This window comes from Acinetobacter genomosp. 33YU, assembly GCF_001990725.1.
GTDB lineage: Bacteria > Pseudomonadota > Gammaproteobacteria > Pseudomonadales > Moraxellaceae > Acinetobacter > Acinetobacter seifertii.
On record NZ_LFZQ01000007.1, the window covers coordinates 362,900 to 375,050 of the forward strand.

The window sequence follows — 12,151 nt, forward strand, 5'->3', positions numbered from 1 at the left end:
TGTTATTCATGCGAAAAACAGAAGTTTATCAGGTTCGACTTGACTCCCAAGAGAAAAAACAGGCTTTTGCTGTTTTTAAACAATTGGGGATTACCCCTGCCCAAGCAGTGCGACTGTTCTTTAAACAAGTCGTCTTAACTAAATCTATTCCTTTTGCTATCGAAAATCAGAACATTAATATGGAACAATTATTAAAACTGAGAAAAGCGAAAGCATCTTCCTTAAATCAGAACCCTTCAAGTTTAAATGTAGATGATGACCACGAAGATTTATTTGAAGAGTTAAATGCCTTATTGGGTGAAAGTGACAACACTTAACAGTGTTGCATTTTTAAACAACTTTTAACGTCAATTGGCTTTTTTTTTAGTTATGCTCTCTTTGTAAAAACATAAACATAAATACAAGGAGCGCCTAATGATTGTAAGACGAGCGACCAAAGAAGATTTAACACAACTTGCTGTCCTATTTGATGAGTACCGTCAATTTTACGGTGCATCTTCGAATCTTGATGAATCACATCATTTTTTAAAACAACGTTTTGAAAATAAAGAAAGCGTATTTTTTATTCATATTAAAGATGAAAAAATCACTGGTTTTGTCCTTCTCTATTTAGGTTTTTCTTCAGTGGCTTGTTCAACTTATTACATCTTAGATGACGTATATGTTACTCCAATGTTCCGTCGTCAGGGTTCAGCAAAACAGCTTATTGATACAGCGATTTTATTTGCAAAACAAGAAAATGCTTTACGTATTAGCCTAGAGACTCAAACGAACAATCATGAATCTCACCGCCTCTATGAAAAAATGGGATTTATTCGAGACAGTGAATTTCAGACTTTCCACTGTTTTCTTAAATAATATTTTGAGCGAGTTGTTTTTCCTGCTCAGACAAATAAACCCAATCCCCTTCCTCAATTTCAGGTAAGACCAGTTGGCCTATTTGATATCGATGCAGTTTTTCGACTTTATTGCCAACAGCCGCAATCATTCTTTTGACTTGATGATATACACCTTGATGAATAGTCATCGTTAATTGATGGGTTCCAAGTAGTGCTACATCTGTAGCAGCAAATATCCCTTTTTCTTGGTGTAAATTAACGCCTTGAGTAAGCATTTCAATTTGTTCAGGTGTGACTGGGTCGTAAGTCGTCACATGATAAACCTTTGGAACATGTTTACGAGGATGCGTTAAAGCTTGAAGATATTTACCATCATCAGTGAGTAACAATAAGCCAGTTGTATCTTGATCTAGACGACCAATGGCTTGCACACCACGTTGAACCATAGTTTCAGGCAATAAGCTAAAAACACTTTGATGATGCTGAGGATTGTGCGAACACTCGAAACCTTGCGGCTTTTTCAGAGCAATATAAATTTTTTCTCGATACAGATAATTTTGACCAAAAACAGAAAATTCAAAATTTTCAGGAGAGAATTGCTTTTTAAGATCACTCGCAACCTCTCCATCAATACTTACAGAACCATTTTTTATTAGCTGCTGGCAATATTTACGTGAACCGAACCCTTGTGATTGCAAAATTTTTTCCAGCAGCATAAAGCCTTCTCTTTAAAACCAAACCATTATTTTAACGCAGTTTTAGAACTTTATTACCCTTTTTGCTTTATCAACTTTGTACTTAACTCTCATCATTTTGAAGTTACTCTTCAATGACGCGATAAATTTTTTCGTTTTGTTCACTTTCAAATAACAATTCAGTCGTAGGCAAGATAATTTCATTATCCACAATAATATGTTCAATTCGCTGACTTAGCTTTAGAGGCTCATTATCATGTTCAACCAAATTCTTCTTTAGTTGAGCTTTCGCATCATAAATTTTTTCGAACTGGTCTTTAATTTTAATATCGACAATGTCCATATGAATCATCCTAAAATTACGATTAATGATTATTTTTATATCACAACATTTCAAAAGAAGAGTTTTTAACTTGTTAATTTATATAACATCGTTTCCAATCGTAACCAGAATGAAAAACTCTTTATGATTGAATCATATAGACTAAAATTGTCATTACAAATTCATTCTCTAATCTTTGCAACTTTTAAATGCTTTCACATTTTGATTCTTAATTATTATACAATTCAAATTATTTGCTTTCCTTGCCACTCTCCATGCTTGCCCAATTCGATGTTAATTTAGTTGTTTTACTGGTTTTGCTGATTTGTGGCTTATTAAGCCAAAATGCTGCTGTAACAATTGCAGCAGGTGTGCTTATTGTGATTAAAATTACCCCGCTAAATGAATTTTTTCCTTATATCCAAGCGCATGGTCTTAATTTAGGAATTCTTATTTTAACGATTGGCGTACTTACTCCTATTGCGAGTGGCAAACTTAGTGGAGAAAGTATTTTAAAATCGTTTGTTAGTTTTAAATCTTTGATTGCCATTGCAATCGGTCTACTTGTTGCTTGGTTAGGTGGACGTGGTGTAAAACTTATGTCAAGCCAACCTGATGTAGTTGCGGGCTTACTCATTGGTACAGTTGCGGGCGTTGCACTACTTCGCGGAGTACCAGTTGGCCCACTCATTGCAGCAGGGCTATTATCTTTATTCATAGGCAAATAAAAAGGCACATCTAAGTACCTTTTATTACTACTTGGGTTAAGTACCCATGTTTAGCCTGAATAATAAGAATTTCGCTTTAAAGAGAACTTTTCTAACTGTTTTAAAAATCCCTCAAAATAGCTCTTCTCTTTTTCTTCAACTCTATAGCCTGCATATAATGTACGTCTTAAACCATTTTGAGAAACACAATCTAAACGGCGGCTAGTGACCCATCCCTTTTGCTCATATTCATTTACTACCCAGTCTGGTAAAGCAGCAATACCTCGCCCACTCGCTACAAGCTGAATAAGCATTTGAGTTAAATCTGTTGTACGAATTTGTTTAGGTTGAATATTTGCTGGTATAAACAGTTTCGACATTATGTCTAAACGATGCTTATCAACGGGATAAGTAATAAGAACTTCTTCAGCAAGGTCTTGGACCGTAATATTTTCAGCACGAACCAATCGATGAGTGTTTGATAGAACTAAACGTGATTCATATTCAAAAATTGGAAAATATTCAATTCCTTTTAATGCAATTGGATCGGCTGTAATGAGTAAATCAAACTCACCATTTTGTAAAAGCTCATGTGGGTTTGACTCAAAGCCTGAAGCAAAATCTAAATCTACATCTGGATATTGATGACGGTATTGATTGAGCAAAGGCATTAGCCAGTCAAAGCAGCTATGGCATTCAGAAGAAAAAATAATTCTACCCGTTTGCCCATGCACAATACGAGTAATATCACTTTGAGTAATTTGAATCTGTGGCAATACATCATCAGCCAATTTGAGCAAGCGCTGTCCAACATTAGAAAAGCTAACAGGTCTGCTTCGACGATTCACAACCTCTACCCCATACCAATGATCTAATTCTTTTAATTGGTGAGAAATAGCCGAGGGTGTTAAACACAGATCATTAGCTGCCGCAACAAGTGAACCATGTTCACGTAATGCAACCAAAGTTTTAAGATGACGAATTTCTAACATGGGCAAAAGCCTGAATAAATAGATTTATCCATAAATTTTGAAACTTTTCTCTTATTTGAAGAAAATAGAGTGAGTCTAGATAAATCATTATTAATGAATAGTATTCATCTTATCACAATATTAATTAATGTGTCTCAACTTGCTTTTTACTTGATTATTTTTAAAGTGAATAAACCAATTAAATTTTAAGACAATGATTTTATTTAATATAATTTTTTAACATATACAAAGAAAAAGGCCTAAAGGCCCTTTTCATTTCATCACTCTGCTTTTGGTTTAGGGAATGCCTGCTCAAAATCGATGAGCTTAAAACTTTTCACCAAATCATCTTGCCCGTACGTTACTTCATAAGAAGTTTCTTTCCCACTAAAATATGCCTCAGTTGGTGTTCCAAATACTTCCCATAGCCCGAATGAAGCAACATCCGCTATACCATGTCCAAATGCACGGCTTACTTTCGCCCATTTTGGATAGCCTTGTTGGAAAGTATAAATTTCGACTCTTGTACCATCACGATATTCAGAAAGTACAGGCGCTCCTAGCTCAGCAATGACATAATTGCGAGAACTACCCGGATTTAACACGTTTAAATTTTTTTTACTTGGTTGATTACCCGCCATAAAGACTGAGCAACCTGACGTAGATAACATAACCACCCCCATAAGGCAGGCAATACTTAATTTTCTCACGATTTAGATTCTCTATTTTTTAAATATTTATACAACTTATTGTAATGCCTAAAGTATTACGAACTTATCATATATAATTTATTAAAAAATTTCGATAAATTATTTAAAATAAATATAAAATGCTTTTGCTTAAAACCTGCAACTGTACGCTCAATGTTTTAGTTTTTTATTATTTTGACCTCTTTTCCCTTATACTTTCATTTTTGAGTCTCCTTTTTTAATTTATTATGGCGTCCCCCCAATCTTCATCCAACACACCTCAACATTATTCACTGTTCTTAGCAATTTTCTCTCTTGCAGTTGGTGGTTTCTGTATTGGCACCACAGAATTTGTGGCAATGGGCCTTATTCAAGAAATTGCGCACAACCTAAATATTACAGTACCTGAAGCTGGACATTTTATTAGTGCGTATGCATTAGGTGTTGTTATTGGTGCCCCTATTATTGCTATTTTGGGTGCTAAAGTTCCTAGAAAGACTTTATTGCTTTGTCTCATGCTGTTTTATGGTATTGCTAATGCTTGTACAGCCCTAGCAGATACGCCTGAGACCGTTTTAGTTTCTCGTTTTATTGCAGGTTTACCCCATGGTGCATATTTTGGAGTGGGAGCTCTAGTCGCTGCTGAACTTGCAGGCCCATCACGAAGAGCTTCTGCAGTTGCACAAATGATGATGGGTTTAACCGTTGCTACGGTTATTGGCGTACCTTTAGCGACATGGTTAGGCCAACATTTTGGTTGGAGAGCAGGTTTTGAATTTTCAGCAACGATTGCATTTTTCACTTTAATTGCTGTAGCTTGCTTTGTGCCGAATATTCCGGTTCAGGCTACTGCCAGTATAAAAACAGAATTGGCTGGGCTTAAAAATATAAATATGTGGTTAACCCTTGCGGTCGGTGCAATTGGCTTTGGAGGCATGTTTTCGGTATATAGCTATGTCTCACCTATTTTGACTGAATATACAAAAGTTAATATTCAAATCGTTCCTATTGCACTAGCACTGTGGGGAATCGGGATGGTGATTGGAGGTTTAGCAGCTGGCTGGCTGGCAGATAAAAACCTCAATAAAACCATTGTAGGCGTACTCATTAGTTCAGCAATTGCCTTTGTTGTTGCAAGTTTTTTAATGAGTAATATCTATAGTGCTATCGCTTCTTTATTCTTAATCGGACTAACTGTAATGGGCTTAGGCGGAGCATTACAAACACGCCTGATGGATGTTGCAGGTGATGCACAAACACTAGCAGCTTCGCTTAATCACTCAGCTTTTAATCTTGCGAATGCATTAGGTGCATTTTTAGGTGGTTGGGTACTCAGTCATCAGATGGGCTGGATTGCACCGATTTGGGTAGGGTTTGTATTAAGTCTTGGTGGTCTTATTATTTTACTTATTGCATTTGCTGTAGAGAAAGCAACTCAAAAAGCCTTACTAGCGCCAGACTTTTGACCAAAATATTAGTCTGTTAGCTTTCCACCACAATGTGGGCAATAACATTTCTTTTCCCTTTCCACTTCTTTTTCTTCTAATACCTTTTCGCGCATGATTTGAATAATCAGATTATGCGCTTGTTCTTTTGGCAATCCGACTTTTTGCCGAATATGTTCTATTTCAATTTCATCGTGAATGATATCTATACCACGCACTTGAAGTAACTCTCGGAACTCTTGTTCAAGGCGCTGATTACGCTGGTTCAGTTCATTAGCTAAACCAGAGGCTAAAATACCAGCCGGTAAAGCAGCAATCCCTACCCCTAAAATTGTAATCAAAGCACCTAGCAACTTTCCTAAGCTGGTTACAGGTGTGACATCACCGTATCCGACAGTAGTTAAGGTAACGACTGCCCACCACATTGCTTTTGGAATAGAGCTAAATGCTTCCGGTTGAGCTTTATTTTCAACCACATAAATACCTGAAGCAGTCATAATAATCATAATGATTAAAATGAAAATCACTGCCTGAAACGAGCCCTTTTCCCTTTTAATGACACAAAGCAATATTTGTAAAGAGATAAAATAGCGAGTTAATTTTAATAGTCGAAGTAAACGTAAAATTCTAAGCATACGAAGGTCTATTCGTACAAAGAAATTTAGATATGCAGGCAGAATTGCCATGAGGTCAATCAGTGCCTCTCCACTCTTCATCCAAGCAAAACGCTGTTTCCAAGCAGATTGTGTCAGATCACGTTCGACTACACTCCAGAGACGCAAGAGATATTCAATACTAAAAATTGTGATAGAGATATTTTCAAAGTAGTCAAACCATATACGATAGCTGTAATACAGATCATTTACTGTTTCTAGCAGTACCGCAATTACATTTCCTATAATTAAGAAAACCAAGAAATAGTTAATACATCGACTTACTGTCGTTTCGTAATCATGATCATGAAGGTTGTTATAGAAGAACTTACGTAATGCCTTCCAAGCTAAAATTCGCATACGGATCTGAGCCACATTATTTTGAACATATATTAAGCTCACACACGTAAATTCACCACTATAATGCTTAATAAAATATTTTATTAATTGTATTAGCTAAACAATCATAAAGAATATTTCATATTTTCTAATTATATTTTAATGGGCAGCAACATATCTAAACTCATTTTCTTCCCACCATTGCACATCATAAATACCACCATGTGATTTCAAAATGACATTAATATAATTTTGAAGCAGCATAATATGATGAGTAATATCCAACTTTCTAAAAAGAAATCTTTTCAAAATTGGTGTATTTGGCGAAATAAATATTGCGAAACCATTGCTGTATTCTTCATAAACACTAATACCAATATACATCGTGATCTCTGGTAGAGGTACTTCTATTTCCCAACCCCAACGCTCAGGATTTAATTCGATATTTAAGTGATATCTATTTTTCAAGATACTATAAATATATTGTGCAATATCTTCAGTTTTCTGTACTAACGTATTTCCGTCTTCTGTTGATAATTTTTGATCATATAACTGATAATCATCAAATTTAAATTCAACAATTGTCTTTAGCATTTTTAAGTTCCATATATAAAATACCCGTGTTCTTTTTAATTATTTTTAAGTTCATGAAAACATTTTAAAACAAAAACTTCTTTAATATCTAGCGCTATATTTATTTTTACATTTTAAATATACAAAATATGATCTATTTAATATTTTAATTTGAAAATTGTGTATTAATTCTCTTTTAAATAAAAAAGGAGCTGAATAATCAGCTCCTTTTTTGTACTAAATTGAGGTATTAAGTCAATTGAGCAGCAGCAATTTTCTTAGTATCTACTTTATCAGCAGCATTTGTATATTCGCCCATTTGGTCGAAATTCAAATATTTGTAGATGTCAGCAGACATACTGTCAATTTGAGCTGCATATTGTTGATATTCTTCTGGAGTTGGTAATTTACCAAGTACAGCAGCAACAGATGCAAGCTCAGCAGATGCTAAGTAAACGTTAGAACCTTGACCTAAACGGTTAGGGAAGTTACGTGTAGAAGTCGATACAACAGTTGTGTTCGGCGCAACACGTGCTTGGTTACCCATACATAATGAACAACCAGGCATTTCAGTACGTGCACCAGCACGGCCATAAGTGTTATAGAAGCCTTCTTCCATTAACTGGTGTTCGTCCATACGTGTTGGTGGAGCCAACCATAAACGAGTTGTTAATGAACCGCTTGGTACTTTTTCAAGTAACTGACCAGCAGCACGGAAGTGACCGATGTTCGTCATACAAGAACCGATGAATACTTCATCAATTTTGTCACCTTGAACGTCAGAAAGAAGTTTTGCATCATCTGGATCGTTCGGGCAGCAAAGAATAGGTTCTTTGATTTCTGACAAATCAATTTCATACACTTTAGTGTATTCAGCATCCGCATCAGCTTTAAGTAGGCTTGGGTTTGCTAACCATTTTTCCATGTTTTCAACACGGCGAGCCATTGTGCGAGCATCACCATAGCCTTGTGAAATCATCCACTTAAGCATTGTGATGTTAGAACGTAAGTACTCAGCAACCTTCTCTTCAGAAAGTGTGATTGCACAACCAGCAGCTGAACGTTCAGCAGAAGCATCAGAAAGTTCAAATGCTTGCTCAACTGTTAAGTCAGTTTCCATTTCTGTTAAGTCGATTTCTAAGATACGACCAGAGAAGATGTTTTTCTTACCTTTTTTCTCAACAGTAAGATCGCCTTCTTTAATTGCATAGTAAGGAATCGCATGTACAAGGTCACGTAAAGTGATACCAGGCTGCATTTTACCTTTGAACTTAACAAGAACTGATTCAGGCATATCAAGTGGCATTACACCAGTTGCAGCAGCGAAAGCTACAAGACCCGAACCTGCTGGGAACGAAATACCAATTGGGAAACGAGTATGCGAGTCACCACCAGTACCTACTGTATCTGGAAGAAGCATACGGTTTAACCAAGAGTGGATAATACCGTCACCCGGACGTAAAGACACACCACCACGGTTCATGATGAAGTCTGGAAGTGTATGTTGCATTTGTACGTCAACTGGCTTTGGATAAGCAGCAGTGTGACAGAAAGATTGCATAACTAAGTCAGCAGAGAAGCCCAAGCAAGCTAAGTCTTTTAACTCGTCACGAGTCATAGGACCAGTTGTATCTTGAGAACCAACTGTAGTCATCTTAGGTTCGCAGTAAGTACCAGGAATTACACCTTGACCTTCTGGAAGACCACATGCACGACCAACCATCTTCTGAGCTAAAGTGAAGCCTTTGCCAGTTGCAGCAGGTTGTACTGGAGTACGGAATAATGTAGATGGTGCAAGACCTAAAGCTTCACGCGCTTTAGCAGTCAAACCACGGCCAACGATCAAGTTAATACGACCACCAGCACGTACTTCATCTAAAAGAACTGGAGTTTTAAGTTCAGATTCAGCGATTTGCTCACCGTTTTTGAACGCAGTTACTTTAGCTGCAGAGTGATCAATCTTAAGAACGATTTCGTCACCCATGTTCATATTCGCAACATCAATTTCTACAGGTAACGCACCAGCGTCTTCCATAGTATTGAAGAAAATCGGAGCGATTTTAGAACCTAAGCAGAAACCACCGTCTTTTTTGTTTGGAATGTGAGCGATTTCGTCACCGAAGAACCAAAGCACAGAGTTTGTTGCAGATTTACGAGATGAACCTGTACCAACAACGTCACCTACATAAGCAACTTGGTTGCCTTTAGCAATAAGTTCTTTGATTTGATTTAATGGACCAACTTCACCTGGTTTTTCAGGATTGATACCATCACGCTCGTTTTTCAACATTGCGTTTGCGTGTAATGGGATATCCGGACGGCTCCAAGCGTCTTGAGCTGGAGATAAGTCATCGGTGTTTGTTTCACCCGTTACTTTGAATACAGTAAGTTTGATTTCTTCTGGTACGTCTTTACGACTAGTGAACCATTCAGCATCAGCCCAAGATTGTAAAACAGCTTTTGCATTTGCATTGCCAGCTTTAGCTTTGTCAGCTACGTCATGGAACGCATCAAATACAAGTAATGTTTTTTTCAATGCTTCAGCAGCTAAACCACCTAATTCAGCATCATCTAGAAGCTCAACTAAAGGCGCTACGTTATAGCCACCAAGCATCGTACCTAGTAAATAAACTGCACGTTCTTTAGAAACTAGCGGAGATGTCGCTTCGCCTTTTGCAATCGCTGCCAAGAAAGCTGCTTTTACGTAAGCTGCTTGGTCAACACCTGCAGGAACACGGTTTTCAAGCAAATCAACCAAGAATGCTTCTTCACCTGCCGGTGGGTTTTTTAATAACTCAACAAGTTGAGCAGTTTGAGCATCATCAAGTGGCTTCGGTGGGACTCCGAGTGCGGCACGTTCAGCAACGTGTTGGCGGTAAGCTTCTAGCACGGTGTTCATTCCTCTTTTTTTAAAAAATTACTTGTAAATTCCAGCTTTCACAAAGCTTCACAAGTAATATGGACTACAAAATTTTACTAGAGTTCAAGCTAAAAGTTAATGCGCGCGGGGTGTTTCTCCGTGATGCCCATTATTTTGTAACTAAATACCCCTGTGTAAATAATGATCTTAATGACTGACTTATCATGCGATATTTTGAATTGAAAGAACACTCCACCTTAGTGGAGTGTTGACGATGTCTTGCACATTTAGAACTTTTTGTAGTTTGGCATTTTGTCATGTGGTGTAACTAAGCATTCATCTGCCATTTGTTTTCTAATTTTTTCTTGTAGGGCTTCTGGGTTAGTTTTTAGCTCATCTTGTGGAATAGCATAAACTTTCTCAATAATATTCAAGATGAATTTTTTGGTGATCTCATCTTCAATTTTATTTGCATGCTCAACCGCTTGAGATTTTTCAATTGCTTGCTGGCGGTCAAACACAATACTTCTAGCTGCATTTCCAACACTGGTACAAAAGCCATGCCATTGTTCTTCAGGTGTCAAAGGTTTTTTCTCTGTACAGCCGACTAACAACATTCCCATCAAGACAAATAAAACTTTTTTCATCATTACTCTACACAGACTAAGCTGCCCACATCATACTGAATCTGACAGACTTTGCAAAAACTGCCATAAAAAACCGAGATACTCGCTCTCGGTCTTTTATATGAAGTATCAAAAATATAGGTTGCTTTACTCAAATTAATTAAAGAACTTAATATCAGTAGGTGTAGATATTTTTGCAGCATCGCCAGCAGGTTTTAAGCTACCGCTTTTTGCATCAAAGCGGAACAAACTGATGTTATTACTATATACATTCGTCACGTATAAATATTTACCAGTTGCATCGAAGGAGAAAGCTCGTGGTTCAATGCCATTAGCTTTATAAATGACTGGTTGACCTAACAACCCATTTTGTTGAATTTTAAATACCAAAAGTTTGTTGTCTGCACCACGATTGGCAGCAATGACATATTTGCCATCTGGACTCAAGATAATTCCACTCGCACTCTTAAATTCAGGTGTTTTATCTTCGTGTACCAACTTTAGCTCAGCAATTTTTTTCAAATGTCCATCTTGTACATTAAACGCTACAATTTCACTTCGCATTTCTGCGGTAATGTACGCATGTTTGCCATTTGGAGAAAAGACCATATGGCGCGGCCCAGAACCATGAACAAACTTCACATCTCGACTGCTGTCTGCTTCAAGTGGTTGGGGTTTGTTAGGGTTATAACGAAAGGCATAGACTTTGTCATTTCCTAGATCGCTCGCATATAAATACTTACCATCTGGGCTGAAAGTTGTCGAATGTGCATGACCACTTTCCTGACGACCTTTGACATAGCCAGAACCTTCCGCGAAAACAATATTCTGTACCATTTCACCTATATGTCCATTTGGCAAAATTGGCAAAACGGCTACACCACCACGACCTTTATCAAATGCAGAATAGTTCGACACGAATAGGAATTTACCATCTAAACTGATTGAGGCGTGTGTTGGATGCCCACCATGGCTGTCTACTGTGTTTAGCACCTCTACCTTTCCGTTTTGAACTGATAATGCAGTGACCTCTCCTAAATTTTCTTCATTTGTTGTATATGCAAAACGGCCATCTTTCGATTTCACAATCCAAGAAGGACTTTTCATTTTTAAAACTTTAATAGGAGTTAAAGTCCCATCCGTATTAACTTTAAACTGGTACAAACCTTCACTGGCCTGTTTTGGTTTTTGCACAAGTGGTGCATTAGGAATAGATGTCCAAGTTCCCACTAAAGCGATTTGTTGATCTGCGGCATTCACCATGTTGCCCCACCCAAGTGATAAAAACGTCAACGACAAAGTTGCTGTTAATTTCTGAATCAATGCACGATATTTAAGCTTTATATCGTTATCCTTGCTCTCTGTAATTTCAACACAAGTAACTTTTTTCACTGGCATTTCCTTGAAAATTCGTAAGCGTCCGCTGAATCCC

At 37.2% G+C, this 12,151-nt stretch carries 13 protein-coding genes; 4 read left to right on the top strand and 9 right to left on the bottom strand.

The window, feature by feature from the left end:
• Positions 1-8 precede the first annotated feature (8 nt).
• Both AC056_RS09260 and AC056_RS09265 read left to right on the top strand, forming a co-directional pair.
• Entirely contained in the window at positions 9-317 is a 309-nt protein-coding gene (locus AC056_RS09260) for a type II toxin-antitoxin system RelB/DinJ family antitoxin (protein ID WP_077163433.1), read from the top strand.
• Positions 318-414: 97 nt separating this feature from the next.
• Positions 415-858: a GNAT family N-acetyltransferase gene (locus AC056_RS09265; protein ID WP_077163434.1), complete on the top strand. Its 444-nt coding sequence runs from the start codon at positions 415-417 to the stop codon at positions 856-858.
• Here the strand turns inward: AC056_RS09265 and AC056_RS09270 are convergent.
• Together AC056_RS09270 and AC056_RS09275 are read right to left on the bottom strand one after the other, a co-directional pair.
• Positions 851-1,555, bottom strand: a complete 705-nt coding sequence (locus AC056_RS09270; protein WP_077163435.1) for a pseudouridine synthase — start codon at positions 1,553-1,555, stop codon at positions 851-853. The genes AC056_RS09265 and AC056_RS09270 overlap by 8 nt on opposite strands.
• A 103-nt stretch (positions 1,556-1,658) precedes the next feature.
• Complete coding sequence (locus AC056_RS09275) at positions 1,659-1,877, bottom strand: hypothetical protein (RefSeq protein WP_004700915.1); 219 nt, start codon at positions 1,875-1,877, stop codon at positions 1,659-1,661.
• A gap of 254 nt (positions 1,878-2,131) precedes the next feature.
• Here AC056_RS09275 and AC056_RS09280 point away from each other — a divergent pair, with 254 nt between their 5' ends.
• Positions 2,132-2,584: a DUF441 domain-containing protein gene (locus AC056_RS09280; protein ID WP_004700914.1), complete on the top strand. Its 453-nt coding sequence runs from the start codon at positions 2,132-2,134 to the stop codon at positions 2,582-2,584.
• Positions 2,585-2,634: 50 nt separating this feature from the next.
• Here AC056_RS09280 and AC056_RS09285 read toward each other — a convergent pair whose 3' ends face one another.
• Together AC056_RS09285 and AC056_RS09290 are read right to left on the bottom strand one after the other, a co-directional pair.
• Positions 2,635-3,555 (bottom strand): LysR family transcriptional regulator, encoded by a 921-nt coding sequence (locus tag AC056_RS09285; RefSeq protein WP_004700912.1) that lies wholly within the window; start codon positions 3,553-3,555, stop codon positions 2,635-2,637.
• Positions 3,556-3,815: 260 nt separating this feature from the next.
• Positions 3,816-4,244: a hypothetical protein gene (locus tag AC056_RS09290; protein ID WP_139113949.1), complete on the bottom strand. Its 429-nt coding sequence runs from the start codon at positions 4,242-4,244 to the stop codon at positions 3,816-3,818.
• Between the two features lie 227 nt (positions 4,245-4,471).
• On the opposite strand from AC056_RS09290, the gene AC056_RS09295 reads away from it, so the two are divergent.
• Positions 4,472-5,689, top strand: a complete 1,218-nt coding sequence (locus tag AC056_RS09295) for an MFS transporter (RefSeq protein WP_077163437.1) — start codon at positions 4,472-4,474, stop codon at positions 5,687-5,689.
• 8 nt (positions 5,690-5,697) lie between these two features.
• Here the strand turns inward: AC056_RS09295 and AC056_RS09300 are convergent, their stop codons facing one another.
• From AC056_RS09300 to AC056_RS09325, 5 genes are all read right to left on the bottom strand, one after another.
• Complete coding sequence (locus AC056_RS09300; RefSeq protein WP_077163438.1) at positions 5,698-6,681, bottom strand: ion transporter; 984 nt, start codon at positions 6,679-6,681, stop codon at positions 5,698-5,700.
• 138 nt (positions 6,682-6,819) lie between these two features.
• On the bottom strand, positions 6,820-7,254 hold the full coding sequence (locus AC056_RS09305) for a hypothetical protein (protein WP_004700904.1): 435 nt from the start codon (positions 7,252-7,254) through the stop codon (positions 6,820-6,822).
• Between the two features lie 229 nt (positions 7,255-7,483).
• The gene (locus tag AC056_RS09310; protein ID WP_077163439.1) at positions 7,484-10,123 is read right to left on the bottom strand and encodes a bifunctional aconitate hydratase 2/2-methylisocitrate dehydratase; all 2,640 of its coding nucleotides are present in this window, start codon (positions 10,121-10,123) and stop codon (positions 7,484-7,486) included.
• 257 nt (positions 10,124-10,380) lie between these two features.
• Positions 10,381-10,743 carry a hypothetical protein gene (locus AC056_RS09320; protein WP_031944952.1) on the bottom strand — a complete coding sequence of 121 codons (363 nt, stop codon included), beginning with the start codon at positions 10,741-10,743 and terminating at the stop codon, positions 10,381-10,383.
• 132 nt (positions 10,744-10,875) lie between these two features.
• Positions 10,876-12,117, bottom strand: a complete 1,242-nt coding sequence (locus tag AC056_RS09325; RefSeq protein ID WP_077163440.1) for a lactonase family protein — start codon at positions 12,115-12,117, stop codon at positions 10,876-10,878.
• Between the last annotated feature and the right edge of the window lie 34 nt (positions 12,118-12,151).

Excerpts from the sequence above, each read along its gene's own strand:
- AC056_RS09260 (WP_077163433.1), top strand. The coding sequence starts at position 9 with ATGCGAAAAACAGAAGTTTATCAGGTTCGACTTGACTCCCAAGAGAAA.
- AC056_RS09265 (WP_077163434.1), top strand. The coding sequence starts at position 415 with ATGATTGTAAGACGAGCGACCAAAGAAGATTTAACACAACTTGCTGTC.
- AC056_RS09270 (WP_077163435.1), bottom strand. The coding sequence starts at position 1,555 with ATGCTGCTGGAAAAAATTTTGCAATCACAAGGGTTCGGTTCACGTAAA.
- AC056_RS09275 (WP_004700915.1), bottom strand. The coding sequence starts at position 1,877 with ATGGACATTGTCGATATTAAAATTAAAGACCAGTTCGAAAAAATTTAT.
- AC056_RS09280 (WP_004700914.1), top strand. The coding sequence starts at position 2,132 with ATGCTTGCCCAATTCGATGTTAATTTAGTTGTTTTACTGGTTTTGCTG.
- AC056_RS09285 (WP_004700912.1), bottom strand. The coding sequence starts at position 3,555 with ATGTTAGAAATTCGTCATCTTAAAACTTTGGTTGCATTACGTGAACAT.
- AC056_RS09295 (WP_077163437.1), top strand. The coding sequence starts at position 4,472 with ATGGCGTCCCCCCAATCTTCATCCAACACACCTCAACATTATTCACTG.
- AC056_RS09300 (WP_077163438.1), bottom strand. The coding sequence starts at position 6,681 with ATGCGAATTTTAGCTTGGAAGGCATTACGTAAGTTCTTCTATAACAAC.
- AC056_RS09305 (WP_004700904.1), bottom strand. The coding sequence starts at position 7,254 with ATGCTAAAGACAATTGTTGAATTTAAATTTGATGATTATCAGTTATAT.
- AC056_RS09320 (WP_031944952.1), bottom strand. The coding sequence starts at position 10,743 with ATGATGAAAAAAGTTTTATTTGTCTTGATGGGAATGTTGTTAGTCGGC.
- AC056_RS09325 (WP_077163440.1), bottom strand. The coding sequence starts at position 12,117 with ATGCCAGTGAAAAAAGTTACTTGTGTTGAAATTACAGAGAGCAAGGAT.